General features: G+C 61.9%; 24 protein-coding genes. 7 read left to right on the top strand and 17 right to left on the bottom strand.

The window, feature by feature from the left end; genetic code table 11:
- Positions 1 to 90 precede the first annotated feature (90 nt).
- On the top strand, positions 91 to 912 hold the full coding sequence (locus BHC62_RS03735) for an AraC family transcriptional regulator (RefSeq protein WP_029291358.1): 822 nt from the start codon (positions 91 to 93) through the stop codon (positions 910 to 912).
- A gap of 1 nt (position 913) precedes the next feature.
- On the opposite strand, the gene BHC62_RS03730 is transcribed toward BHC62_RS03735, so the two are convergent.
- Complete coding sequence (locus BHC62_RS03730; protein ID WP_070994258.1) at positions 914 to 1,501, bottom strand: LysE family translocator; 588 nt, start codon at positions 1,499 to 1,501, stop codon at positions 914 to 916.
- A 96-nt stretch (positions 1,502 to 1,597) separates the two neighbouring features.
- Positions 1,598 to 2,194, bottom strand: a complete 597-nt coding sequence (locus BHC62_RS03725) for an NUDIX domain-containing protein (RefSeq protein WP_029291354.1) — start codon at positions 2,192 to 2,194, stop codon at positions 1,598 to 1,600.
- 183 nt (positions 2,195 to 2,377) lie between these two features.
- On the opposite strand from BHC62_RS03725, the gene BHC62_RS03720 reads away from it, so the two are divergent.
- Both BHC62_RS03720 and BHC62_RS03715 read left to right on the top strand, forming a co-directional pair.
- Positions 2,378 to 3,547 (top strand): GGDEF domain-containing protein, encoded by a 1,170-nt coding sequence (locus BHC62_RS03720; RefSeq protein WP_070994257.1) that lies wholly within the window; start codon positions 2,378 to 2,380, stop codon positions 3,545 to 3,547.
- Between the two features lie 74 nt (positions 3,548 to 3,621).
- Positions 3,622 to 4,500, top strand: coding sequence for an alpha/beta hydrolase (locus BHC62_RS03715; protein WP_070994256.1), 879 nt, complete (start codon positions 3,622 to 3,624; stop codon positions 4,498 to 4,500).
- A gap of 202 nt (positions 4,501 to 4,702) precedes the next feature.
- On the opposite strand, the gene BHC62_RS03710 is transcribed toward BHC62_RS03715, so the two are convergent.
- Together BHC62_RS03710 and BHC62_RS03705 are read right to left on the bottom strand one after the other, a co-directional pair.
- Positions 4,703 to 4,915, bottom strand: a complete 213-nt coding sequence (locus BHC62_RS03710) for a PLDc N-terminal domain-containing protein (protein ID WP_029291348.1) — start codon at positions 4,913 to 4,915, stop codon at positions 4,703 to 4,705.
- Between the two features lie 241 nt (positions 4,916 to 5,156).
- On the bottom strand, positions 5,157 to 5,366 hold the full coding sequence (locus BHC62_RS03705) for a DUF3079 domain-containing protein (RefSeq protein ID WP_029291346.1): 210 nt from the start codon (positions 5,364 to 5,366) through the stop codon (positions 5,157 to 5,159).
- Between the two features lie 176 nt (positions 5,367 to 5,542).
- Between BHC62_RS03705 and BHC62_RS03700 the strand changes: the two genes are divergently transcribed.
- The 4 genes from BHC62_RS03700 to BHC62_RS03685 are packed head-to-tail and all read left to right on the top strand — an operon-like array spanning position 5,543 to position 8,615.
- Positions 5,543 to 6,073 (top strand): iron transporter, encoded by a 531-nt coding sequence (locus BHC62_RS03700; protein WP_029291344.1) that lies wholly within the window; start codon positions 5,543 to 5,545, stop codon positions 6,071 to 6,073.
- Positions 6,074 to 6,397, top strand: a complete 324-nt coding sequence (locus BHC62_RS03695; RefSeq protein WP_029291342.1) for a cupredoxin domain-containing protein — start codon at positions 6,074 to 6,076, stop codon at positions 6,395 to 6,397.
- Positions 6,398 to 6,414: 17 nt separating this feature from the next.
- Positions 6,415 to 7,257, top strand: coding sequence for an FTR1 family protein (locus BHC62_RS03690; protein ID WP_070994255.1), 843 nt, complete (start codon positions 6,415 to 6,417; stop codon positions 7,255 to 7,257).
- Positions 7,258 to 7,289: 32 nt separating this feature from the next.
- Positions 7,290 to 8,615 carry a 4Fe-4S binding protein gene (locus BHC62_RS03685; RefSeq protein WP_070994277.1) on the top strand — a complete coding sequence of 442 codons (1,326 nt, stop codon included), beginning with the start codon at positions 7,290 to 7,292 and terminating at the stop codon, positions 8,613 to 8,615.
- A 52-nt stretch (positions 8,616 to 8,667) separates the two neighbouring features.
- Here BHC62_RS03685 and BHC62_RS03680 read toward each other — a convergent pair whose 3' ends face one another.
- The 13 genes from BHC62_RS03680 to BHC62_RS03620 form a co-directional block, all read right to left on the bottom strand.
- Positions 8,668 to 10,287 (bottom strand): methyl-accepting chemotaxis protein, encoded by a 1,620-nt coding sequence (locus BHC62_RS03680; RefSeq protein WP_070994254.1) that lies wholly within the window; start codon positions 10,285 to 10,287, stop codon positions 8,668 to 8,670.
- A gap of 99 nt (positions 10,288 to 10,386) precedes the next feature.
- On the bottom strand, positions 10,387 to 11,082 hold the full coding sequence (locus tag BHC62_RS03675) for an anaerobic ribonucleoside-triphosphate reductase activating protein (RefSeq protein ID WP_029291334.1): 696 nt from the start codon (positions 11,080 to 11,082) through the stop codon (positions 10,387 to 10,389).
- A complete protein-coding gene (nrdD, locus tag BHC62_RS03670; RefSeq protein WP_029291331.1) occupies positions 11,079 to 11,234 on the bottom strand; it encodes an anaerobic ribonucleoside-triphosphate reductase in 156 nt (51 codons plus the stop codon). Before nrdD ends, BHC62_RS03675 begins: the two co-directional genes overlap by 4 nt.
- A 137-nt stretch (positions 11,235 to 11,371) precedes the next feature.
- On the bottom strand, positions 11,372 to 13,372 hold the full coding sequence (locus BHC62_RS03665) for a ribonucleoside triphosphate reductase (RefSeq protein WP_070994253.1): 2,001 nt from the start codon (positions 13,370 to 13,372) through the stop codon (positions 11,372 to 11,374).
- Positions 13,373 to 13,469: 97 nt separating this feature from the next.
- Positions 13,470 to 14,522, bottom strand: coding sequence for a YhcG family protein (locus BHC62_RS03660; RefSeq protein WP_070994252.1), 1,053 nt, complete (start codon positions 14,520 to 14,522; stop codon positions 13,470 to 13,472).
- Positions 14,523 to 14,655: 133 nt separating this feature from the next.
- Positions 14,656 to 15,642: a GTP 3',8-cyclase MoaA gene (gene moaA / locus BHC62_RS03655; protein WP_029291325.1), complete on the bottom strand. Its 987-nt coding sequence runs from the start codon at positions 15,640 to 15,642 to the stop codon at positions 14,656 to 14,658.
- Between the two features lies 1 nt (position 15,643).
- Complete coding sequence (locus tag BHC62_RS03650) at positions 15,644 to 16,540, bottom strand: peptidylprolyl isomerase (RefSeq protein WP_070994251.1); 897 nt, start codon at positions 16,538 to 16,540, stop codon at positions 15,644 to 15,646.
- A gap of 10 nt (positions 16,541 to 16,550) precedes the next feature.
- The gene (gene narI / locus BHC62_RS03645) at positions 16,551 to 17,228 is read right to left on the bottom strand and encodes a respiratory nitrate reductase subunit gamma (protein ID WP_070994250.1); all 678 of its coding nucleotides are present in this window, start codon (positions 17,226 to 17,228) and stop codon (positions 16,551 to 16,553) included.
- A complete protein-coding gene (gene narJ / locus BHC62_RS03640) occupies positions 17,221 to 17,976 on the bottom strand; it encodes a nitrate reductase molybdenum cofactor assembly chaperone (protein WP_029291318.1) in 756 nt (251 codons plus the stop codon). Before narJ ends, narI begins: the two co-directional genes overlap by 8 nt.
- Before the next feature lie 3 nt (positions 17,977 to 17,979).
- Complete coding sequence (gene narH / locus BHC62_RS03635) at positions 17,980 to 19,518, bottom strand: nitrate reductase subunit beta (protein WP_029291316.1); 1,539 nt, start codon at positions 19,516 to 19,518, stop codon at positions 17,980 to 17,982.
- A 1-nt stretch (position 19,519) separates the two neighbouring features.
- On the bottom strand, positions 19,520 to 23,293 hold the full coding sequence (locus BHC62_RS03630; protein ID WP_070994249.1) for a nitrate reductase subunit alpha: 3,774 nt from the start codon (positions 23,291 to 23,293) through the stop codon (positions 19,520 to 19,522).
- Between the two features lie 70 nt (positions 23,294 to 23,363).
- Positions 23,364 to 24,761, bottom strand: coding sequence for a NarK family nitrate/nitrite MFS transporter (locus tag BHC62_RS03625; RefSeq protein ID WP_070994248.1), 1,398 nt, complete (start codon positions 24,759 to 24,761; stop codon positions 23,364 to 23,366).
- On the bottom strand, positions 24,758 to 26,023 hold the full coding sequence (locus tag BHC62_RS03620) for a nitrate/nitrite transporter (protein ID WP_050492699.1): 1,266 nt from the start codon (positions 26,021 to 26,023) through the stop codon (positions 24,758 to 24,760). Before BHC62_RS03620 ends, BHC62_RS03625 begins: the two co-directional genes overlap by 4 nt.
- Positions 26,024 to 26,276 lie beyond the last annotated feature (253 nt).

The raw sequence follows: 26,276 nt of genomic DNA, 5'->3' as shown, positions 1-26,276 counted from the left end.
AGGAGCCGGCTTGCCGGCGCCTACATAAGGTCGGCGGCGTATTTATGTGTAATCATCGAGGCCCTACAAGGCCCATTGGAGATTGCCATCATGTCGCTGCCCGACCTGGCCGCCCCGCGCTTCTGGCGTGATGCCAGCCTGCCTTTTATCGAAGCGCGTACCATCGATGATGGGCGCAAGGTCTGCTACACCCGGCATGCACACGACCATTTCTCGATTGGCGCGATCACCGCCGGGCAGAGCCTGTATATCCATGGCGCAGACACCTTCCATATCCATACCGGCACCGTGGTGCTGATGAACCCCGGCGACGTGCACGCCTGCAACCCGATCGACGACCAACCCTGGTCGTATCACATGCTCTACATAGACACGCCCTGGCTGACCGACCTGCAACACCAGTTGGGGTTTGCCAGCGAGTTGGACTTTCGCCGTTTCAGCACCCCCCATACCGATGATCCGCAGCTGTTTGCCGGCCTGCTCGAACTGTACGCCGTGCTGACCGACGAACACGCCGAGCACCTGCACAAACACAGCGCCGTGGTGAGTTTTTTCAGTGACGTGCAATTGCGCCTGAACCCAGCGGCAACAGTGGTACGCGAGGTCAATCACAAGCTGGAGCGCGCCGCCGAGTACATCCGCGAACAGTGCACCGAGGCGCTGAAACTCGAAGATATCTGCCAGGCCGCGCAGCTGTCGCCATCGTACCTGATCCGCGCGTTCAAGCAGTATTACGGCATGACGCCCCACGCATTCCTGGTCAACCAGCGGATCCAGTTTGCCCGCCAGCAACTGCGCAACGGCCAGTTGATTGCCGATGTGGCACTGGCCGCGGGGTTTGCCGACCAGGCGCACTTCCAGCGCACGTTCAAGCAGCACCTGGCAGCCACGCCGGGGCAATATCGCGGCTGAATCAGCCCAGCAACAGGTACGCCACACTGATCACCAGCAACAACGCCATCACCCGGTTGAACAGGCGCATGCCCCGCGCATTGCTCAGGTAACGCCGAAAAAAAGTGCCCACATACGACCAGCACGCCACCGACAAGTAGCAAATCACCAGGTACACCGCCGCCAGTTGCCAGACCCGCGCGGCTTCGCCGTCGGCCGCAAACAGGCCCATACCGGCGACACATGCCAGCCAGGCCTTGGGGTTGAGCCACTGCATGACCGCGCCATACAGCATCGAAGGCGCAACGCTGGCATCTTGCGCATCCAGCCGGCCGTCATCGGTCGCCAGCTTGTAGGCCATGTACAGCAGGAATATCACCCCACCCCACTGGATGCCCTGGGTCAACAGCGGCCAACGGATCAATAATTCGTGCAAGCCCAGGCCGATCAGCACCAGCAACAACGTAAACCCCAGCGCCGCGCCAGCCACGTGTTTCTGGCTGGCGACAAAACCAAAGCGCGCCCCCGAGCCGAGGGCGACGATATTGACTGGGCCGGGGGTGATAGAGGTCGCCAGGGCGAAGGCGGCCATGGACATGATCAAACTCATTGCATTTCCTTTTTCTACTCACAGGGAGCGGCGCCTGTACGCTACGTGCCTGTAGCCAATGCGTATTGAACAAAATGCCCCTGTAGCAGCCGGCGCCTACCTTCCCGCCAGGGTTGCCTTGAGCAATCGCAGCTCCAGGTATTGCAGGAGCATGATGGTCTTGCCATCGACAATCTCACCGCGCGCAACCATGGCGATAGCCTCGTCGAAGCCCAGTTCCAGCACGTCGATATCCTCGCCTTCCTCCGCAAGCCCACCGCCCTCGCTCACGCGGTCGCCGGGTTGATACTCACCGATAAAGAAATGAATGCGCTCGGTCACAGATCCGGGGCTCATGAACGCCGAGTAGATTTTTTCGACATGGCCGATGCGGTAGCCGGTCTCTTCCTCGGCTTCCAGGCGGATACGTTCCTCTGGGCTGGCGTTGTCCAGCAGGCCTGCAGCGGCTTCGATCAGGTAGCCGTCATGGCCATTGACGAAGGTCGGCATGCGGAACTGGCGAATCAGCAACACCGTGCGCTGCTGGGTGTTGTACAGCAGGATGGTCGCTCCGTTGCCACGGTCATACACCTCCCGCGTCTGGGCTTGCCAACTGCCATCACGGCGGCGCAGGTCAAAGCTGTACTTTTTCAGCAGGTACCAGTTGTCCGAGAGCAGCTCTTGGGAGGTGATGCGTACGGGGCTGTTGTCCATGGCAGGTCCTTTTGGTCGCAGGGGGCGCAGCATGTCGGGGACATCCTGTCAGCGTCAAGCTGTCCATCGGCCAGCATCGGCGCGCGTTATCCAGCTACAATCGCGCCCTTTCTGTACCGGATGACCGCCCACGCGTGTGGCTGACGGGGTTATCTCGACAGTGCATCTTGCGGGGTCAAGGACATGATGCTGCACATACCGACGCTCTTGATGGTCGCGGTCTTCGTTTTCTGCCTGATGGGCCTGCTTACCGTCCACGCCTGGCATCGCGTGCGTGAGCCGACCCTGGGCTACCTGGGGGTGATGCTGTTGCTGGCTTCCCTCGGCACCACGCTGATCGTGGTGCGCGGCGTGGGCGTGGATTTTGTCGCGCTGGTGCTGGGCAATGTGGTGCTGCTGCTCAGTGCCGCCATGAACTGGACCGCCATGCGCCTGTTCGTCCATGGCAGGCCGCACCTGCCGGGCATCCTCGCAGGCCCCGCGCTATGGCTGTTGATGTGCCTGGTGCCGCAGTTCTATGGGTCGATGTCCAGCCGGGTGTCGCTGTACTCCCTGCTGGCTGCCAGCTATGGCGTGCTGTCGGCGCTGGAGTTGTGGCGCCATCGCCGACACCTGGAAGTGGCCTATCTGCCAGCGATGGGGCTGATGCTGTTTCATACGACGTTTTACTGCGTACGGGCGGTGATTGACCCCGGCATGCCGCTCAAGAATGAACATGCGCTGATGGGCGAAGGCGTGCCGTTTTTTTCGTTCATGCTGTTCGAATCCATGCTGTATGCGATCGGCATCGCCTACGTCACCCTGGCGATGGTCAAGGAGCGCGCCGAACTCAACTTCAAGGCCGCTGCATTCAGCGATGTATTGACCGGCATCGGCAATCGCCGGGCGTTCATGCTGCATGGCGAGCAACTGCTGGCCGACAGCCAACAACGCGGCAAGCCGGTGACATTGCTGTTGTGTGACCTGGACTACTTCAAGCGCCTTAACGACAGTTTCGGCCACCCCATGGGCGACCAGGCATTGATAGCCTTCAGCCAACTGACCTCGTCGATTTTGCGCAAGCACGATCTGTTTGCGCGCATCGGCGGCGAAGAATTTGCCTGCCTGCTGGCCGACACCGATGAACAAGGCGCGGTGCAGGTGGCCGAACGTATCCGCCAGCGGTTCGCCGAACTGGACTTGTTGGCCCCCGGGTTCCTCAGTGTGAGTATCGGGGTGGTGACCAGCACCGCCGCGTGCCACGATCTGTCACGACTGCTGTCCCAGGCAGACCAGGCGCTGTATCGCGCCAAGGATCAGGGGCGCAACCGCGTACAGACGGCCTGTAACACTTTGCAAGCAATCGCCCCCTGACGGCGGTCTGAATAATTCCTTCACGGGCAAGGCTTCTGGTAAAAAACCTGCTTCGCTTCTGTCCTGGAACCTCCATGTCCTCACGTTCTCTCTCGCGCTGGCGCTGGCTACCGCTGCTGTGCATGGCGCTACTGATCCTCGGCCTGCCAGTAGGGTGCAATGTGCTGCAACACAAGGAGCGGGAGCTGGTGTTTCGTATCGAACCCGGCCCTGCCAGTTGGTATCGCGGGCTGCCCAGTGATGTGCAGGAGTTCGAGCTCAAGCCCGCCAGCTTCAAGTCCGGGCAGAGCCTGCATGGCTGGTGGTGGCCGGCGGCGAAAAAAGACGCGCCGGCGATCCTGTATCTGCACGGCGTGCGCTGGAACCTTACCGGCCAGCTGTTTCGCATCGAGCAACTGCATGCCCAGGGTTACTCGGTGCTGGCCATCGACTATCGGGGCTTTGGCCAAAGCCGGGGCGACCTGCCCTCAGAATCCAGTGTCTACGAAGATGCACGGGTGGCCTGGGAGCGCTTCCAACTGCTGCAACCCGACCCGGGCAAGCGCCTGATCTACGGCCACTCCCTGGGCGGCGCCGTGGCCATTGACCTGGCAGCCGAACTGGGCCAGCAGGCCGTCGCTGAACACCTGCCACCGCCGGTGCGTGGGCTGGTGATCGAATCCACCTTTACCTCCCTGGCCGATGTCGCGGCGGCGGTGGCCAACACCTCGCTGCCGGTGCGGTGGTTGCTGTCACAGAAGTTTGACTCCATCGACAAGATCGCCGATATCCACATGCCCTTGCTCGTCGTGCATGGCCTGGATGACCGCTACGTGCCGCCGCGTTTCAGCCAGCAACTGTTTGATGCCGCGCAAGAACCCAAGCACTTGCTGTTGGTACCGGGAACCAGTCACAACAACAGCCTGAGCCTGGGCGGCCGCAGCTATCGCCAGGCACTCCAGGGTTTGCTGTAGAACGGCGAATCCGGCACCGGTTGGAGCGACGCGTGTCAAGCGCATGCCACGCGCCAAAAGGCTTGCAAACGTTCCTGATCAAATATTGATCGCAGGTCGAATCGTCAGTGGCGCCGGGGCCACGCAAGGTTATCCACAGAGATACCCACGGTTTTCGTGGACAACTCTTTTTGCATTTAAACGATTTTTTTACGCTGATGGTTCACCGGCTGACGTCAGCCTTTTGCTTGGCAATCGCCTTGGGGCCAGTGATCGCCCACAGAATCACACCCAGCAGGGGTACGAAGACAATCACCACAACCCATAGCATTTTGGTTTCGGCTCGACTGGCACTGCGCAGTACACAGTTGATGGCCCACAACTCCACCAGCACCAACAACGTGGCCAAAATAATCCAGACGTATTCGATTTGCATGGTTCACCTCCTGAGGTCATACACCTTAGGGCCAGGGGTGAACGCGAGGGTTCAGAAAAAATACCAAGTTATGGCAAGGGCGCTTGTTGTGGCGAGGGGGCTTGTCCCCCGCTGGGCTGCGCAGCAGCCCTAAAACCTGCCGCCTCGGTATATCTGGCAGAACGTGGTGAGGCTATTGGGGCGGCTTCGCCACCCAGCGCGGGGCAAGCCCGCTCGCCACAGCCGGCCCCCTAGCCATAGGTCAACCAGGGTCGGGCACCTTGTCTGTTGCAATCGGCAGTTCAATCCCCCAATCGCCATGCAGGTACCAATCCTCACCGATCATTTCGGCCGGGTGCATGGTGCGGTCGGCACCGTTGCCGCAGGCCAGGGCGCTAGTCGCACAATAACGGTCGCAGCCCCAGCAGATACGCTCAGGGTGTTTGGGGTTTAGCGGGAATGGCTTGGCCATGAGCAGGCTCCACGGCAGTGGGCGGTGATTTGATCCTACGGCCGCCGCCCGCCCACAGCCTTGACCAACGTCAAGAATGGTTGTGGTTATATCCCTGGAAACTTGACAGGAATCATTATTATTTACAGCAAAGCTTTCTAGACTCGGACTCTCTTTTGCCCTGTCAGGAAGCCCCCATGCGTATCCCCTTCACGCTGTCACTGGCCTTGCTGTTGTCGACTGGCGCGGCCGTCGCCAAGGAATACCCGATCGGCGAGCCACAAATGTGCCCCGGCCTGGAAGTCGGTGCGGTCTATCTGCAACCGATCGAGATGGCGCCACCGGGCATGATGCGCGCCACCGCCGATTCGGATGTGCATCTGGAGGCCGATATCCGCGCCACTGCCGACAATCAACAGGGCTTCCAGGAAGGCAGTTTCGTGCCTTACCTCAACGTCTCGTTCCGTCTGCAGAAGCAAGGTGCAGCCAGCCCGATCATCGGTGAGTTCCACGCCATGGTGGCCAACGACGGGCCGCACTACGGCGATAACGTCAAGCTGCTGGGCCCTGGCAAGTACCAGCTGACTTTCACCGTGATGCCACCCAGCGGCCACGGCTCACTGGGCCGGCATACCGACAAGGAAACCGGGGTCGCGCCGTGGTTCGAGCGCTGCGAAGTGCACTACGAATTCGTCTACGCGGGTATTGGCAAGAAAGGCGGCTACTGAATGCGCCGCGCCCTTGCCCTGTGCGCCCTGCTGGCCGCTGGTGCGGCCCTGGCAGCACCTTTGCCGACCTATGAATTGACGCTACAGGACGGCCACTTCAACCCGGCGCAGCTCAAGGTGCCGGCCGGCCAGCGCTTCAAGATCGTGTTGAAAAACATCGGCCAAGGCCCGGCCGAGTTCGAGAGCACGCCGCTGCGCGTGGAGAAAGTGCTGTCGCCTGGGGTGACCACCTTTGTGGTGATCCACCCGCTCAAACCGGGCACTTATGGGTTTTTCGACGAATTCAACCCACAGTTGCCCGAGGGCAGCATCCTCGCCGAATAACGGCCCAGGAGCATTTGATGAATCAATCGATGTTTATCGTCTGGCGCGAAAGCGTCGAGGCGTTGCTGGTGATCGGCATCCTCCAGGCCTGGATCAGCCAACAATCCGAGGCCTCGCGCCTGGGGCGTTTCCTCTGGGCAGGGGTGCTCCTGGGGCTGCTGTGTTCCGCCGGGTTGGCGGGCTTGATGCTGTGGGCCGGTGAAGCCATGAGCGGGCCCAGCGGTGAATGGTTCCAGGCCGGTATGACCCTGGTGGCAAGCCTGTTGATGGTGCAGATGGTGTTCTGGATGCACCGCCACGGGCCGGGCCTCAAGCACACACTGTTACGGGACGCCGAGCAGCGCGCGGCGCGCCAGGGCGGCCTCGGTGTGTTGTTGCTGGCGTTGTTGGCAGTCAGCCGCGAAGGCAGCGAGACCGTGGTGTTCCTGTATGGCGCCGGCGCCCAACTGCATGGCCCGGCATTGGGCCTGTTCGCCATTGGCGGGGGGCTGGGCCTGGTGTTGGCCGGGTTGACAGTGATGCTGCTGCGCAGCACGCAGCGGTTGATTTCGTGGTCGCGGTTTTTCGCCCTCAGTGAGGTGCTGTTGCTGCTTTTGGCGGCCTCCTTGCTGGTCGCTGCCGCAGAACGCATCGGCGGGCAACTGTTGGCGATGGACATGCCCGATTGGGTCTACACCCTGGTGGGCGAAGCCTGGTGGGACAGCAGCGCCCTGCTCAGTGACAGCCACGGCCTGGGCGCAGTGCTCGCCGGCTTTGCCGGGTACCGCGCAACGCCCAGCACGGTCACCCTGCTGGTGCTGGCCGGCTATTGGTTGCTGGTGGGTCAAGGGCTGTATCGCACCCGGCGAGCAGCGCTGTGAACACCCCCTGGCTGCAACGCCTGGGGGATGGCATGCGCCGCCACGCGCGGCTGATTCGCGGTATGCAATGGGCGGTGGTGCTGTTCTACGCGGGATTGCTGGTGGTACCCGCGCTGCTGCCGCTGCCCGCCAGCCAGGCGCGTTTGTTGGATAGCCTTACGCTACTGGCACAGTTTCTGTTCTGGGGCGTGTGGTGGCCGTTCGTGGTGTTGTCCATCGTCGTGTTCGGCCGCGTGTGGTGCGGCGTGCTCTGCCCTGAAGGCTCGTTGAGCGAATGGGCCAGCCGCCATGGGCGCGGCCTGGGCATTCCGGGGTGGATCCGCTGGGGCGGTTGGCCCACCGTGGGTTTCTGCCTGACCACCCTCTACGGGCAATTGATCAGTGTGTACGACTACGCCCAGGCGGCCCTGCTGATCCTCGGCGGCTCGACCGTCGCCGCTGTGCTGGTGGGGCTGCTGTTTGTGCGCGGCAAACGGGTGTGGTGCCGCTACCTGTGCCCAGTCAGCGGTGTGTTCGCCCTGCTCGCGCGCCTGGCGCCCGTGCATTTCCAGGTTGATGAACAACGTTGGAAAGCCAACGACGGCCCACGGCTGCCCCTGCCCAACTGCGCGCCACTGCTGGACATCCGCCGCTTGCAAGGTGCCAGCGACTGCCACGCCTGTGGCCGCTGCAGCGGGCAACGTGGCGCGGTGCAGTTGATTGCGCGCTCGTGCAATAGCGAAATCCTCCAGGCCCCACGCAAACCCGCCTTGGCCTGGGACACGCGCTTGTTGTTGTTTGGCGTGATCGGCCTGGCGATGGGCGCCTTCCAGTGGACCGTCAGCCCGTGGTTCATCACGTTCAAGCAAGCCCTGGCGCAATGGTTGGTGGAGCACGACTGGTTGTGGCCGTTGCAGGACAACGCGCCCTGGTGGCTGTTGACCCATTACCCCCAGGCCAACGACAGCTTCAGCTGGTTGGATGGGTTTTGTATCGTTGCGTACCTGGGTGCCAGCAGCCTGCTGATCGGCGGCGCATTGATGGGGCTGGTGCACCTCGCCGCACGACTGAGCGGTGAGCGTGCACGGTATTGGGCCCTGGCGCTGACCTTCACGCCCCTTGGCGGTGCAGGACTGTTCCTGGGGCTGTCGGCAACCACCGTCAAGTTGTTGCGTTATGAAGGGTTGTTGCTCGACTGGGTACAGCCGGCACGCGGCGCGCTGCTGGTTGGGGCGATAGGCTGGTGTTTGTGGCTGGGGTGGAAACAGCTGGCCGACACGCCACTGGCACGACAGTGCGCCGCCTGGACTTGCCTGCTACTGGGCAATGGGCTGGTGGGGTACGGCTGGTGGCTACAGTTCTGGGGTTGGAACCTCTAGAAGCCGGCTAGTTGTGGCGAGCCCGCTCGCCACAATGGCCCGTCTTGCGCGGTTAGACGCGGAACCTGGCAACCGTCAGGTGCAGTTCCCCAGCCATTTGCGCCAGTTCATGGCCTGCCGTATCGGTATGCCGTGCGCCGAGCAAGACTTGCTCCGACAGATTGCGAATCCCCACCAGATTGCGGTCCACCTCCCGCGCCACCAGTGCTTGCTCTTCGGTGGCGCTGGCGATCATCAGGTTGCGTTCGTTGATCTGCGAGATCGACTGGGTAATCGCTTCCAGGGCCTGGCCCGAACGCTCGGCCACGCTCAAGGTAGCCCGTACCAAATCACTGCTGCCCTGCATCGCGGTCACAGCTTGTTCGGTGTCCAGGCGGATATTGCCGATCATCTGCTCGATTTCCTGGGTCGAGGCCTGGGTGCGATGGGCCAGGGCCCGCACCTCATCGGCCACCACGGCAAACCCGCGCCCGGCATCCCCGGCCCGTGCCGCCTCGATGGCCGCGTTGAGGGCCAGCAGGTTGGTCTGATCGGCAATACTGCGGATCACCTCCAGCACGCCGCTGATGTCCTGCACCCGCCCGGCCAGTTGCTGGATGCGCACCGAGGTGCCACTGACGCCCTCTGCCAGGGTGTTGATGGACGCGACGGTTTCTTGCACCTGATCGCGCCCCAGTTGGGCCGTCTGCGCCGATAACCGTGAGGCTTCACTGGTGCTCACTGCATTGCGCGCCACTTCATCTACCGCCGCCGTCATCTCATTGACCGCCGTGGCGGCCTGTTCGATCTCCATGCCTTGCAGTTGCAAGCTGCTGCTGGTCTGGCTGCTGACCGCGCTCAACTCCTCGGAAGAACTGGCCACGCGGTCCACCGACGTGGCGATCTGGCGCACCATTTCATTGAGGTTGTCCTGCATCTGTTGCATGTTTTTCATCACGCTGCCGTCGGCGCTGCCCGCCGTTGGCACTTCGGTAGTCAGGTCGCCCTGGGCAATCTGGCTCAATACCCGCGCGGCCTCGTCGGGCTCGCCGCCCAGGGGCCGGGTCACGCTGCGGGTGACAATCACCCCCGCCGCCACCACCAGGGCCACGCACAGCAGGAACAGCCCCAGCATGTTGCGCCGCGCCTCGCTGTACAGGGTCTGCGCCGCGCGCTCGCGCTCGGTAAAGATCTGCCCCTGCAAGGCCATCATCGCCTCCAGGCTCTTGAATACGGCCTGCTCGGCGGGTTGCACATTCTGCTTGAGCTGCGCCACACCCTCGGCATGGGCGCCCTGGCGGATAAGTGCCTGCACCTGGGTAAAGGCGCCCACATAGGCTTCGCGCCGCTGCTTCAGGTCGGCATAGGCCGCCTGGCCCGCAGGTGTGTTGAACAGCGGCTCCAGTTGGGTGAAGGCATCGGTAATGCGTTGGCGGGTGGTACCAATGGCCTGTTGTGCGGCCTGGTTGTCCTCATCGATCAGCAAGTCGCGGGTATTACGGCCGTTGTCGCGCACACCGGTGGCAATCACCATGATCGGGGCGATTTTCGGCCAGTCCTGCTGCACGATCAGTTCCGATTGTTCCTTGAGGGTGCCCAGGTCGTGCAAGGCGTAGAGCGCCATGCCCGCCAGGGCCAAGGGGGCGATGGCAAAGCCGATCGCGATGCGGCGGGCGGTGGTTAGTCGAGTCATGTCATAAGCTCCCTGATGAATACCTGCCCCCAGGGGGCAGCATCTTTGATAATCCGGTGGGAGTTCAATCGCCACGCTTGAAAGGGCTCCGCGAAGGGATCAACCCCGTAAAACAAATGCCGGGAACAGTGCCCGCATTTTCTCCCATAGATCAGGCAGCAAGGCCTGTGCCGAAACGCTCGGCAATTGCTCATCGAGCATGCGCGCGGTGCGCACCAGCTGTACGGCGAAGCGCTTGACTCCCCGCTCTTGCAAACGCTGGGCCAGCAGCAGCAGGCGCTGCGGGTCGATCAGGTGCCAGTGCACGGTGGTGCGGCATTCGTAGTCCACGTCGCTGTGCAGCAGCAGGTCGAGGCTGCGCCAATTGGCGGTGCCGCTGCCCTTGACCTGGGTGATCAACTGGCAGTCCTCGGCCAGGGACTTGACGTCGAAGCCAACCCAATCGGCATGGGCCAGGGCATTGGCGAACGCCGCAGGCTTGATCCCGGCACTGTGCAGGCCAATGCGAAAGCCCATCTTGCGCACTTCGTCCATGGCTGCCGGCAGGCCTTCCTGCAGGGTCGGTTCACCACCGCTGAACACCACGGCGTCCAGCAGGTCCTGGCGCCGTTGCAGAAACAGCAAAACCCGGCGCCAATCCACCTCATCGCTACCGCGAGGGGGGATCAGGTCCGGGTTATGGCAATACCGACAACGCCAGGCACAGCCCTGGCAAAACAGCACGCAGGCGAGCATGCCGGGGTAGTCGAGGGTGGTCAGGGGCACAAGGCCCCCGACCCGTAGTGCTCGACTCATTGGCGCCCGGCCGCCGCCGCACTTTCGGTAAAGTGCGCGCGCTCACGGTGCTCCGATTGTTTGCCGGGGTTAAAGGCCGAAACCGGTCGGTGGTAGCCCATGACACGGGTCCAGACTTCACAGCGTTGGCGTTGTGGCTGGGTGGTTTGCATGGTGAATCTCCTTGGGGTTGGAAAACGGTTAGCACCTTGCTCTGTAGGAGCGAGCTTGCTCGCGAAGAACTCAAGGACACCGCGTTTAACCAGACAGTACGCGTGATCGTTAACGTGCTTCGCGAGCAAGCTCGCTCCTACAAGGTGGCGTTAAGGGCCAGGACCTCGTCGCACTTGGGGCAGAATTCATGTTCGCCCGCCAGGTAGCCGTGCACCGGGCAGATGGAGAACGTCGGCGTCACCGTCAGGTACGGCAGGCGGAAGCGCCCCAGGGCCTTGCGCACCAGCTGCTTGCAGGCCTGGGCCGAGGAAATCTGCTCGGCCATATACAGGTGCAGCACGGTGCCGCCGGTGTATTTGCATTGCAGTTCGTCTTGCAGCTCCAGGGCTTCGAACGGGTCTTCGGTGAAACCCACTGGCAACTGCGAAGAGTTGGTGTAATACGGCGCGCCAAGGCTGCCGGCCTGGAGGATCGCGGGGAAACGCTTGAGGTCTTCCTTGGCAAACCGGTAGGTGGTGCCTTCGGCCGGCGTGGCCTCCAGGTTGTAGAGGTGGCCGGTGTCTTCCTGGAAGCGCAGCAACGTGGCGCGCACATGGTCCAGCACCTGCAGCGCAAACTCGCGACCGCGGGCGGTATGGGTGCCCTCCTCGTCGCCAGTGAAATTGCGCAGCATCTCGTGCATGCCATTCAGGCCGATGGTTGAGAAGTGATTGCGCAAGGTCCCCAGGTAGCGCTTGGTGTAGGGGTACAGGCCGGCGTCCATATGGTGCTGGATCACCTTGCGCTTGACCTCCAGGCTCTCCATCGCCAGTTCCATCAGGTGGTCCAGGCGTTGCAGCAGGCCGCTGGTGTCGCCCTTGAACAGGTAACCCAGGCGGGCGCAGTTGATCGTCACCACCCCCAATGAGCCGGTCTGCTCCGCCGAACCGAACAACCCGCCGCCACGCTTGAGCAACTCGCGCACATCCAGCTGCAAGCGGCAGCACATCGAGCGCACCTGGTTGGGCTGCATATCGGAGTTGAGGAAGTTCTGGAAGTACGGCAGGCCGTAGCGCGCGGTCATCTCGAACAGGCGGTCGGCGTTTTCGCTGTCCCACGGGAAGTCATGGGTGATGTTGTAGGTGGGGATCGGGAAGGTGAACACCCGGCCCTTGGCGTCGCCGGCCTGCATCACTTCGATATAGGCGCGGTTGATCAGCTCCATTTCCACTTGCAGGTCACCGTAGGCAAACGGCATTTCTTCGCCGCCGATAATCGGGATCTGCTCGCGCAGGTCTTCCGGGCAGACCCAGTCGAATGTCAGGTTGGTAAACGGCGTTTGTGTGCCCCAGCGCGAGGGCACGTTGAGGTTGTAGATAAACTCCTGCACCGCCTGGCGAATCTCGGGGAACGTCAGTTGGTCCTTGCGCACAAAGGGCGCCAGGTAGGTGTCGAACGAGCTGAAAGCCTGGGCACCGGCCCACTCGTTCTGCAGGGTGCCGAGGAAGTTGACCATCTGCCCCAAGGCACTGCCCAGGTGCCTGGGCGGCCCGGCTTCGACGCGGCCGGGCACGCCATTGAGGCCTTCGTGCAACAGCGTGCGCAGGGACCAGCCGGCGCAGTAGCCGGCGAGCATGTCCAGGTCATGGATATGCAAGTCCGCCTCGCGATGGGCCTGGCCGATCTCCTGGCTATAGACCTCGTCCAGCCAGTAATTGGCGGTGACCTTGCCCGACACGTTGAGCACCAGCCCACCCAGGGAGTAACCCTGGTTGGCGTTGGCCTGCACACGCCAGTCTTCACGGTCGAGGTACTCGTTCATCGAGGTGGCGACTTCCACCAGGGTCTTGCGATCCCGGCGCAGGCGCCCGTGCTGCTCGCGATAGACGATATAGGCACGCATCGCCAAAAAGTACCCGGCGTCCATCAACACCCGCTCGACACTGTCCTGGATCTGCTCCACATCCAGGCGGGTAATCCCGCGTAGTCGGGCGAGCACCGCCCCTAACAACAGATCGACTTCGGCGTCCTGATACTCGCCGGTGGCGTTACCCGCGGCGATCATCGCCTGGCGGATTTTCTCGGCATCAAAGGCTACGAGGGTGCCATCGCGCTTGTGTAGGCGGGTACTGACCAGCGGGCTTGAGGTGATCTGCATGGGGGGCTCCAAAACACTACATATAGATTTAATAGTTTGTATAGACACAAGATGCAGTGATGGTACGCAGTGAAAGGTGGGTTGCAATTGATCAGGGTCAAGTTTGCGCAGAGGTATCGTCACGGGCCAGTTCACGTTCAATCTGTTCGATGCTGGGTAAGCTGGTTTGGAGTTCTGCCGGGAGGGCGCCGACCAACTGGTACTCCGCCACCCCGATGGGTCGAGCGCTGTCACGCAAAGCATATTCAGCCACTATCTTGTTTTTGCTTTTGCACAGCAGCAAACCAATGGTGGGGCTGTCTTGCGGGTGCTTGAGTTGGGCGTCCACCGCTGCGAGGTAAAAACCCAACTGCCCCAGATGCTCTGGCTTGAACTTGCCGGCCTTGAGCTCAATAGCGACGTAACAGCGCAGTTTCAGGTGATAAAACAGCAGGTCGATGAAGAACTCCTCGCCGCCCACATCCAGCAGGACCTGCTTGCCGACAAAAGCAAAGCCTGCCCCCAACTCCAGCAAAAAGTCGGTGACATGCCTGATCAGAGCGCTTTCGATCTCACGCTCCTGCGCGTCCAGGGTCAGCCCCAGAAAATCGAAACGATAGGGATCTTTCAGTGACTCGCGGGCCAAGTCCGACTGGGGCTTGGGCAGCAGGGTTTCGAAGTTGCTGACAGCATTGCCACTGCGCTCCAGCAAACGGGTCTCGATCTGCATGACCAGAATGTTGCGTGACCAGTTGTGCTCAATGGCTTGGGCGGCGTACCAGCGGCGGGTTTCGGGGCCGGGCAGTTTATCGAGCAGTGCTATTTGGTGATACCAAGGCAATTGTGCAAGCACCGCTTGCACAAACTCAGGTTCCGGCCAAGCCTCGGCAAATGCGCGCATGTACTTGAGGTTACGCGGCGAAAAACCTTTCATATCAGGAAAAGCTGAACGCAAATCCTGCGCCAGGCACTCAATGACTTTTGCTCCCCACCCTTGCTGCGCCTGGCGGGTCAAGATGTCCTGGCCAATCTGCCAGTACAGCAGCACAAGCTCACGGTTTACTGCCAGCGATGCACGCTGCTGGGCAGAGTGAATACGGTTTTTCAGCTCCTTCAACCAGTCGCCATATCCCTCAGGAGGTGTAGTGAGGCCTTCAGCGGATCGATTCATTCCGGGTTCCTTGTCGATATTGCCCGTTGTAGAAACCAGCAATGGTAACGACGGAAAAACGCCACGCGGGCCAGCGGAATGCCCTTGATACAAAACAACGGGAACTACTATGCGACAGGGTTCCAGCACCTCCTCACCCCCCACTCATGTTCATAAACCGCACCACCTGCACCTCGCCCTCCCCGGTAAAGTCATGGCGCAGTGGTTTACCCCGCAACGCCTTGTGCAACGCTTCCACCAACGGCCGGTCATCCAACGGATAGCGGCGCAGCAACGCACGAAAATCCACCGCGTTGTCCTGCCCCAGGCACAGCAGCAACTGCCCTTCCACCGTCATCCGTACCCGGTTGCAGCTGGCGCAGAAGTTGTGGGAGTTGGGCGAGATAAAGCCGATGCGCGTCTGCGCGTGCCTGGCCAGGCGCACGTAGCGTGCCGGGCCGCCGCTGTTTTCGGTGCTGTCGAGCAAAGCGTGGTGCTCGCTGATCAATGCACGCACCTGCTCGCTGGAGCAAAAGGATTCGCCCCGCGAACGCCCCACATCCCCCAACGGCATCTCTTCGATAAAGCTGATATCGATGCCCTGGTCGATGGCGTACTGCACCAGCGCCGGCACTTCATCAAAGTTGCGACCCTTCATCACCACGCAGTTGAGCTTGACCCGCTCGAACCCGGCATCCCGAGCGGCCTCGATGCCGTCCAGCACCTGGCGCAAGTCGCCGTTGCGGGTGATCGCGCGAAAACGTTCGGGGTCGAGGCTGTCGAGGCTGATATTCATGCGTTTGACCCCAGCCTCCACCAGCGGCCGCGCCAGGCGGCCCAGTTGCGAGCCGTTGCTGGTCATGACCAGTTCGCGCAAGCCGGGCAACGCGGCGATGTGGCGGCACAGCTCGACAATGCCCGGACGGATCAGCGGCTCGCCCCCGGTCAGGCGGATCTTGCGCACACCCTGGCTGACGAACACCGTCGCCAGCCGTTGCAGCTCCTCCAGGGTCAACACCTGCTGGCGCGGCAGGAAGGTCATGTTTTTTGCCATGCAATACACACAGCGAAAATCACAACGATCAGTCACCGACAACCGCAGGTAGTCAATGGAACGGCCCACACCATCCACCAGGCTCATGTCACTGCACCAACGGCGAGTCGGCGCCCTGCAGCGCGATGCCACGTACATCGGCCGCGCCAATCAGGGTTTGCAGGTATTGCACCAGTGCCTTCTGCCACACCCCTTGCTGCAACTGGGTGCGAATCGCCGTGGCGACTGCCTCGTAGGGCAGCGGCTGCCCTTCGATGCGCTGATCGACGCAGATCACATGCCAGCCGTAGCGGCTTTCCAGGGGTTTGCTGGCCAGGCCCGGGGCCAGGGTAAACAATTGGCGCTCCAACTCTGGCACGGTTTGGCCTTTGCTCACCTGCCCCAACGAACCGCCCTGGGCCTTGGACGGACACGCCGAGTATTTCAAGGCCAGGTCGGCAAAGCTGGCCGGCGACTCTTGCAGGCTCAACAACAACACCTCGGCCTGGGAATGCGCGACATGCCGCGCCTCGGCGTCGTCCGGCGCACACTCCAGCAAAATGTGCCGTACCGCGAGCAACGGCGCGCTGTGAAAGCGCCCGCGATTGCTTTCGAAGTAGCGCACACAGGTGGCCTCGTCGCAGTCCGGCACCTTGACTTCACGCTCCAGCAACAGGCGGGTCGCTGCCTCTTCTTCGTTCTCGCCGGCGCCGACTTCCAGCAACACTCCCAGCTCACGAATCCGCTGCTGTAGCAGCTCACGGATCACCAAGGCGCGGGCGGCGAGGAACACCGCCTCCTCGCGACTCTCAGCCGGGTGATATTGCAGTTCCTGAGCCATCGCCTCGGGGGCAATCTGCACCCCGTTGACGCTGACAATCGGCCATTCCTGTTCGCTGCTGGCGATCAGTTGCGGCTCGACGGCCACCACCACTTCCGGCTCTTTGGCCGAAGAGCTGCAACCACCACCGCCGCTGCCGCCACCACATCCGCATCCTGTAGTCATGACGTTCTCCTCACTTCTGCCGCACGATTTGATAACGACGGCCCAGGTACCAGATCGGCGCACTGACCATGTGCACCAGACGGGTAAACGGGAACAGTACAAACAGGGTCAGGCCCAGCGCCACGTGCGCCTTGTAGATCAGGCTCACCGGGGCAATCGCCGCCGCTGCTTCCACCGGCCGCAGCAACACCACGTTCTGCGCCCAGTCCGCGAGCATCACCATCACCGAACCGTCCATATGCCCGGTCGACGCAACGATAGTCAGCAAACCCAGGACCAGCTGCGCCAGCAACACCAGCAAGATCAGGATGTCCGATGGGCTTGATGTGGCCCGGACCCGTGGATCAGTGAGGCGACGATTGACCAGCATCACCAGGCCCACCAGGCACAGCAGGCCGAAGGAACCACCGGAGACCATCGCCAGCAGCTGCTTGTTTTCGGTACTGATCACATGGTGGTAGATCGACGCCGGCGTCAGCAGGCCGACAAAATGCCCGGCCAGCACGAACAGCACGCCGATATGGAAGAAGTTGCTCGCCACACGCATGCCACGGTTATTGAGCATCTGGCTGGAGCCGGCCTTCCAGGTGTACTGCGACAGGTCAAACCGCGCCCAACTGCCCAACAGGCAGATGGCCAGGGCGACATACGGATACACGCCAAATACCAGCAAATTCCACTTAGACATTACCCACCTCCTTGGCTGGCACGGCGGCCAGCCCTTCGTGCTGAAAATCCACCCAGTGCAACGGCACCGCACTTTCTTCGCGGGCCTTGCCCGGCGCGCTGGGCATGGCGCTGCAACGGTCCTGCTGCTCGGCCTGCATGAAGTCCACGGCCTCCTCTTCCCAGACCTTGTCCAGGGCTTCGAGGGAGTCGTCGCGCACTTCGGCGGCAACCTGGGCACGCAACTCGGCAATCGCCTGGTGTGGCTCGGCGCCGCTGATCTGCAACAGCGCACGGAAGCAACTGGCATAGGCGCTTTCGCGCTCGTCCAGGCGCGCCGCCAGCAAGGCCAGCAGGTGCGCCACATCCGCCAGGCCCTCGCGGGCCTCGATGTCTTCGCGGGTGGACAGAAACTCCAGGTACAACGGGATGTAGTCCGGCAGCTCCTTGACGCCGATGGCGAACCCGGCCTCCTGGTACTGGGCCATCATGTCGACCATGGCCTGGCCGCGATCCCGCGACTCGCCATGCACGTGCTCGAACAGCAGCAGCGACAGCGAGCGACCGCGGCCAAACAACGCACCGTAGTGCTCCTGGCCATCCATCAGGTCATTGCTGCAGATCAGCTCCAACAGCTCGAACAACGCACCACGCTGCTTGGGGCTGATTTCCCGCGATTCGAGAATCGCCTGCTCCAGTTCATCGCGGCCGTTCACCAGGGTTTCGGTGGGATAGTCCAGCAGCAACGAGATCACTTTAAGAATGCGCATGGCTCAGTCCTCCCAGATCTGTACGGTTTTCAGCACGTCGCGGCGGTTGGCCTTCTTCGCCCCGAACATGTTGGTGTCGGAGCTGCCACTGCAGCCGCTGCCAAAGCTGAAACCACAACCGGAACGCTCGGCAAACGCATCGCTCATCGCGTCTTCACGGTGGGCGCTGGGCACTACAAAACGGTCTTCGTAGTTGGCAATCGCCAGGTAGCGGTACATCTCTTCCACCTGGGCAACGCTCAGGTCGACGTCGGCCAGCACTTGCAGGTCCTCCACACCGTCCACTTGCTGTGAGCGCTTGAAGGCGCGCATGGCCAGCAGGCGTTTAAGCGCACGCTTGACCGGCTTTTCGTCACCGGCAGTCAGCATATTGGCCAGGTAGCGCAGCGGGATGCGCAGGCTGTCGACATCCGGGATCACCCCGTTCATGCCCACGGTGCCAGCTGCGGCGGCGTTCTGGATCGGCGACAGCGGCGGCACGTACCAGACCATCGGCAAGGTGCGGTATTCCGGGTGCAGCGGCAGCGCCAGCTTCCAGTCCACGGCCATTTTGTACACCGGCGAACGCTGGGCCGAGTCGATCACCGACTGCGGTACACCATCGGCCAGGGCCTGGCGGATCACCGCCGGGTCATTGGGGTCGAGGAAGATTTCCAGCTGCTTCTCGTACAGGTCGTGCTCGTTGGCGGTGCTTGCCACTTCGCTGATGCGGTCGGCGTCATACAGCAGCACACCGAGGTAACGGATCCGCCCGACGCAGGTTTCCGCGCAGACGGTGGGCATGCCCGCTTCGATCCGTGGGTAGCAGAAGATGCACTTCTCGGATTTGCCGCTTTTCCAGTTGAAGTAGATTTTCTTGTACGGGCAGCCGCTGATGCACATGCGCCAGCCGCGGCATTTTTCCTGGTCGATCAGGACGATGCCGTCCTCTTCACGCTTGTAGATCGCGCCGCTGGGGCACGACGCCGCGCACGCCGGGTTCAGGCAGTGCTCGCACAGGCGCGGCAGGTACATCATGAAGGTGTTTTCGTACTCGCCATAAATGTCGGCCTGGATCTGGTCGAAGTTCTTGTCCTTGCGGCGCTTGGCGAACTCGGTGCCGAGGATTTCTTCCCAGTTGGGGCCCCACTCGATTTTCTCCATGCGCTTGCCCGACACCACCGAACGCGGGCGCGCAGTGGGTTGGTGCTCGCCCAGGGGCGCGGTGTGCAGGTGCTGGTAGTCGAAGTCGAACGGCTCGTAGTAGTCGTCCAGGCTCGGCAGGTCCGGGTTGGCGAAGATGTTCGCCAACACGCGGAACTTGCCGCCGATACGTGGGTTGATCGAGCCGTTGGCGTTACGGATCCAGCCGCCCTTCCACTTGTCCTGGTTTTCCCACTCCTTGGGGTAGCCGATGCCCGGCTTGGATTCAACGTTGTTGAACCAGGCGTATTCCATGCCTTCGCGGCTGGTCCAGACGTTTTTGCAGGTGATGGAGCAGGTGTGGCAGCCGATGCACTTGTCCAGGTTCAGGACCATGCCGATTTGTGAGCGAATCTTCATCTCAGTTCTCCTCGATATCGGTCGGCAATGGACGCGGCAGATCATCACCGCTGGAACCATCGAGCCAATCGACCTTGACCATCTTGCGCACCACCACGAATTCATCGCGGTTGCAGCCGACTGTGCCGTAATAGTTGAAACCGTAGGCCTGCTGGGCATAGCCGCCGATCATGTGGGTCGGCTTGAGCACCACGCGGGTCACCGAGTTGTGGTGGCCGCCACGGGTCTTGGTGGTTTCCGAACCCGGTACGTTCACGATGCGTTCCTGGGCGTGGTACATCATCACCATGCCTTCCTTGACCCGCTGGCTGACCACCGCACGGGCGGTCAGGGCGCCGTTGACGTTGAAGCACTCGATCCAGTCGTTGTCCTCGATCCCGGCGCGCTTGGCGTCGATTTCCGAGAGCCACACAATCGGGCCGCCACGGCTGAGGGTGAGCATCAGCAGGTTGTCGCTGTAGGTGCTGTGGATCCCCCACTTCTGGTGCGGAGTGATCCAGTTCAGGACGATTTCGGTCTCGCCATTGCTGCGCTTGCCCTTCACCCCTTCGATGGTGCGGGTGTTGACCGGTGGCCGGTAGCTCATCAATTGCTCGCCGAACGCCTGCATCCACGGGTGATCCTGGTAAAACTGCTGGCGGCCGGTGATGGTGCGCCATGGGATGTTTTCATGGACGTTGGTGTAGCCGGCGTTGTAGCTCACGTGCTCGTCTTCGAGGCCCGACCAGGTGGGGCTGGAGATGATCTTGCGCGGCTGCGCCTGGATATCGCGAAAGCGGATCGCTTCGTGGGCCTTGGAAATCGCCAGGTGGCTGTGGTCGATGCCGGTGAATTCCGACAGCGCAGCCCAGGCTTTCAAGGCAACCTTGCCGTTGGTTTCCGGGGCCAGGGACAGGATCACTTCGGCGGCGTCGATGGCTGTGTCGATCTTTGGCCGGCCATGGCTGATGCCTGCATCGCCTTCGTGGTGGTTGAGTTCGCCAAGGAACTCGACCTCCTCATCGGTGTTCCAGTTGATGCCCTTGCCGCCGTTGCCGAGTTTTTCCAGCATCGGGCCCAGGGACGAGAACTGCTTGTAGATGTTCGGGTAATCGCGCTCCACCACCGCCATGTTTGGCGCGTTCTTGCCCGGTACCGGCGCCACACCGGCGCTTTTCCAGTCGGTGCCGCCAAACGGCTGGGCCAGTTCGCCGACGCTGTCATGCATCAACGGCACGGTGACCAGGTCTTGTTCCACGCCCAAGTGGCCGACCGACATGGCCGAGAACGCCTTGGCGATGCCTTTGTAGATTTCCCAGTCCGAACGCGACTCCCACGCCGGATCGATCGCCGCCGACAGCGGGTGAATGAACGGGTGCATGTCCGAGGTGTTCATGTCGTCTTTTTCGTACCAGGTTGCGGTCGGCAACACGATGTCGGAATAGACGCAGGTGGAGGACATACGGAAGTCCAGGGTGGTCACCAGGTCCAGCTTGCCGATGGCGCCGTCTTCGACCCACTCGGCCTCGGTCGGCTTGCATTCGGTGCTGTGGCCGATGTCTTCGTTCATCACCCCGTTCTTGGTGCCCAGCAGGTACTTGAGCATGTACTCATGGCCCTTGCCCGACGAACCGAGCAGGTTGGAGCGCCAGATAAACATGTTGCGCGGGAAGTTCACCGGGCTGTCCGGCTGCTCGCAGGCAAAGCGCAAGCTGCCGTCCTGCCAGGACTTGACCACGTAGTCTTTCGGGTCCATGCCAGCGGCCGCGGCGTCGCGGCAGATATGCAGCGGGTTGGTATTGAGTTGTGGCGCGCTGGGCAACCAGCCGGCGCGTTCGGCGCGGATGTTGTAGTCCAGGGCATGCTCGGGGAACTGCGACTTGTCGGCCAGCGGCGAGAGGATGTCGTGCATGCTCATCTTCTCGTGGCGCCATTGCGAGCTATGGCCATAGAAGAAGCTGGTGCCGTTCATCTGGCGTGGCGGACGGTTCCAGTCCAAACCAAAGGCCAGGGGCAGCCAGCCGCATTGCGGGCGCAGTTTTTCCTGGCCCACATAGTGCGCCCAACCGCCACCGGTCTGGCCGACGCAACCGCAGAGCATGAGCATATTGATCAGCCCGCGGTAGTTCATGTCCATGTGGTACCAGTGGTTCATCGCCGCGCCGACGATGATCATCGAGCGACCACGGGTCTTGTCGGCGTTGTCGGCAAACTCGCGGGCGATCTGGATCGCCTTCTCGCGGCTGACGCCGGTGATTGCTTCCTGCCAGGCCGGTGTACCCGGCACGCTGGCGTCGTTGTAGTCCTTGGCCACGTTGCTGCCGCCCAGGCCACGGTCGATAGCCAGGTTGGCGGCGGACAGGTCGAACACCGTCGCCACTTTGGCCACCGTGCCATCAGCCAGGGTCACGCTGTGCACCGGCACCCGACGGAACTGCACGGCATCGCCGGCCACGTGCTGGAAGTAATCGTGGGCTTCACCGGCAAAATACGGGAACGCCACTTCGGCGACGTCATCGCCGATCAGGCTCAGTTTCAGGTCGATCTCGCGGCCTTCACCGCCTTCTTTGGCGAGGATGTTCCACTTGCCCTTCTCGCCCCAGCGATAGCCGATGGCGCCTTGTGGCGAGACCAGTTCGCCGCTCTCGTCGAGGGCGATGGTTTTCCATTCCGGGTTGTTGTCCTGGCCCAGATTGTCGACCAGGTCCGACGCGCGCAAAAAGCGGTCGGGCTGGAAGCCTGCGCCCGGGGCAAAGCCGGTCATGGGCTTGAGCATCACCAGCACCGGCAAGTCGGTGTAGCGCTTGGCATAGTCGGTGAAGTACGCGCTGGGCTTGTCCAGATGAAATTCTTTGAAGATCACATGGTTGAACGCCTGGGCCAACGCGGCGTCAGTGCCCTGCTTAGGGTTGAGCCACAGGTCGGTAAGCTTGGCCACTTCCGAATAGTCGGGGGTGATGGCCACGGTCTTGGTGCCCTTGTAGCGCACCTCGGTGAAGAAGTGCGCGTCTGGGGTACGGGTCTGCGGGACGTTGGAGCCCCAGGCAATGATGTAGTTGGAGTTGTACCAGTCGGCCGATTCCGGCACGTCGGTCTGCTCGCCCCAGACCATTGGCGAGGCCGGTGGCAGGTCGCAGTACCAGTCGTAGAAACTCAGGCACACGCCGCCAATCAACGACAGGTAACGGGAGCCGGCGGCATAGCTGACCATGGACATGGCCGGGATCGGCGAGAAGCCGACGATGCGGTCCGGGCCATATTGCTTGATGGTGTAGACGTTGGACGCTGCGATGATCTCGTTGACTTCATCCCAGTTGGAGCGGATGAAGCCGCCCATGCCGCGTTTGCTTTTATAGGAGTCGGCCTTGGCCTTGTCCTCGACAATGCTCGCCCAGGCCTCGACCGGCGACAGGGTCAGGCGCGCCTCGCGCCACAGTTTGAGCAATGGCTTGCGGATCTTCGGGTACTTCAGGCGGTTGGCGCTGTAGATGTACCAGCTGTAGCTCGCGCCACGGGGGCAGCCGCGCGGCTCATGGTTGGGCAAGTCGTTGCGGGTGCGCGGGTAATCGGTCTGCTGGGTTTCCCAGGTGATCAGGCCGTTCTTCACGTAGATCTTCCACGAGCACGAGCCGGTGCAGTTCACCCCGTGGGTGGAACGCACGATCTTGTCGTACTGCCAGCGCGAACGGTAGACGTTCTCCCAGTCGCGGGACTCTTTGCGGGTCTCGCCGTGACCTTCGGAGAATTCGTCTTGCTTGCGATTGAAGAACCGCAGTTGATCGAGTAAATGACTCATGGTGCTTTCCTCTCAGGCTTGCTGCGGGGTTCTGTGCCCCGCCCACGCAAGGTTTGAATTCGGGGTCGACTCAGCAGGGGGTCTCGGCGCCTTTGCGCGCATACCACCACCAGGTCACGACAATGCAGCTCAGGTAGAAGCCGACGAACATGTAAAAGGCCAATGCCGGGCTGCCGGTGTAGGCCATGGACGAGCCAAAGGTCTTGGGAATGAAGAACGCACCGAAGGCGCCCATGGCCGAACTGAAGCCCAGCACGGCTGCCGATTCCTTGGTCGCATCCTTGAGGGCTTGCTCACGCACGGCGGCAGGTTTGCCGGCGCTGGCTTTTTCATGCTGGGTGCGGAAGATCACCGGGATCATGCGGAAGGTGGAGCCGTTGCCGATGCCAGTGGTGATGAACAGCAGCATGAACAGGCCAAGGAAGCCGTAGAAGCTGCCGCCCTGGCCGTTCAGTGGCAGAAAGTGCAGGACGCCAAACACCATCACGATCATCAGCACGAAGTTCCACAGGGTCACTCGCGCACCGCCCAGCTTGTCTGCCAGCCAGCCGCCCAAAGGGCGTACCAGGGCGCCTACCAGCGGGCCGAGGAATGCGAATTTCAAAGCGTTGACGTCCGGGAACGAAGTCTTGATCAGCATCGGGAAGGCGGCCGAGAAGCCGATGAAGGAACCGAAAGTCGCCAGGTACAACCAGCACATCAGCCAGTTGTGCTTGCGCTTGAAGATCACTGCTTGCTCGCTGAACGAAGCACGGGCGCTGGACAGGTCGTTCATGCCGAACCAGGCAAACAGGGTCACGGTGATAATGAACGGCACCCAGATAAAGCCAGCGTTCTGCAGCCACAACTGGCTGCCGTCTTCCAGGGTCTGCGGCTGACCACCGAGCAGGCCGAACACACCAAAGGTGATCACCAGCGGCACGCAGAACTGCATCACCGACACGCCGAGGTTACCCAGGCCGGCGTTCAGGCCCAGGGCCGTGCCTTGCTGGGACTTGGGGTAGAAGAAGCTGATGTTGGACATGCTCGAGGCGAAGTTGCCGCCGCCGAAACCGCACAGCAGCGCGATCAGCACAAATACGCTGTAGGAAGTGCTGGGGTCCTGCACCGCAAAGCCCATCCACAACGAGGGGATCAGCAGCGACGCGGTGCTCAGGGCGGTCCAGCGGCGGCCACCGAAGATCGGCACCATGAACGAATAGAACACGCGCAAGGTGGCACCGGACAGGCCCGGCAAGGCGGCCAGCCAGAACAGCTGATCGGTGGTGAAGCTAAAGCCGATGGCGTTCAGGCGCACGATCACCGTGCTCCATACCATCCACACGGCGAAGGCCAACAGCAACGCCGGGATCGAGATCCACAGGTTGCGGGTCGCGGTCTGTTTGCCGCTGGCGCCCCAGAATGCAGGGTCTTCGGGGCGCCAGTCGTGGATCACCGGGCCCGAATTGGGCTTTTGCGCGATAGTCATGCGGATTCTCCTTGGAGAGGCTGGGCCACCGCTTTACCGAGCAGCGGTTGCTTGCGGATTTCACTGAAGTACATCCAGGTCAGGGAGACCCAGACCACGCCGTACATCAACATGAAGCAGGAAGAGCGCACGCCGGTGAGGTCCACCAGGGCGCCGAACATGATCGGCAGCACGAAGCCACCCAGGCCCCCGGCCAGGCCGACGATGCCGGACACCGCGCCCATGTTTTGCGGGTAGTCATTGGCGATGTACTTGAACACCGAGGCCTTGCCGAAGGCGAAGGCGATGCCCATCACAAACAGCAGGATGGTGAAGACGGTGGCGTTGAGGCCGATATGGAAATCCAGCGGGCCGTTGACGGTCTGCACCTGCAATTGGGTCTGCGGGTAGCTGAGCAGGAACAGGCAGATCCAGCTCACCCACAACACCCACCAGGTCACGCTTTGTGCGCCCCAGCGGTCGGACATCCAGCCGCCTACGGCGCGCAGCACCCCACCCGGCAGGGAAAAACACGCCGCCAGCAGCGCGGCGCTTTGCAGGCTGAAGCCGTATTCCTGCACGTAGTACTTGGTCGCCCACAGCGCCAGGGCCACGTAGCCACCGAACACAATCGAGTAGTACTGGCAGTAGCGCCACACGGCCGGGTCCTTGAGGCACAGCAACTGCTCGCGAAAGGTCGCGCCACTGGCGTTGCGGTGGGCCTTGTTTTCGCTGGTGAGGAACCAGAACAGCAGCGCGGTGATAAACAGGATCGCGCTGAACACCTTCGGCACCAGGTGCCAGGTACCCAGGGCGATCAGGGCTGGCGCAAGAAACTTGGTCACCGCCGCCCCGGCGTTGCCGGCACCGAACACGCCCATGGCAAAGCCCTGGTTGTCCTTGTCAAACCACTTGGCGACATAGGCGATGCCCACCGAGAACGAGCCGCCCGCCAGGCCGACAAACAGCCCCAGCACCAGGAATTGCCAGAAGGCGGTGGCATAGGTGATCAGGTACAGCGGCAGCACGCAGGTGAGCATCAGTACAAAGAACACGATGCGCCCGCCAAAGCGGTCCGTCAGCAGGCCCAGGGGCAGGCGCACCAGGGAGCCGGTCAACACGGGGGTGGCGGCCAGCAGGCCGAACTGGGTTTCGTTGAGTTGCAGCAGCTCTTTGATCGGCACGCCAAGCACGGCGAACATCATCCAGACCATAAAGCACACGGTGAAGGCCAGCGTACTCATGCCCAGCACCAGGCCTTGTCTTACACGGGGTTGAGTCACGGTTTGCGCTCCCAGAAGTGATTCCATGAGCGCAGGTTAGGGGCGACGTCCTCGCAGAACTTGACCCAGATCAACGTCCGCCTGGGGGGTATTGGCCTATGCTTGCCCCATCTACCTCCAAGGAGGTAGGCCAAATAACAAGAGAAAGTCTTTATTTATCAATGGATTGGTCTCTTGTGCCGGCCTTTTCCCGTGGGAGGGTTCGCCGGCAACTCTTTAGAGGTAGTGCGCCAGGGATTGCAGAATTCAATGC

Origin of the sequence: Pseudomonas sp. 06C 126 (assembly GCF_001855215.1) — a bacterium.
Taxonomy (GTDB): domain Bacteria; phylum Pseudomonadota; class Gammaproteobacteria; order Pseudomonadales; family Pseudomonadaceae; genus Aquipseudomonas; species Aquipseudomonas proteolytica.
The sequence above is the reverse complement of the archived record's forward strand: the minus strand, read 5'-3'. Positions and strand labels throughout refer to the sequence as shown.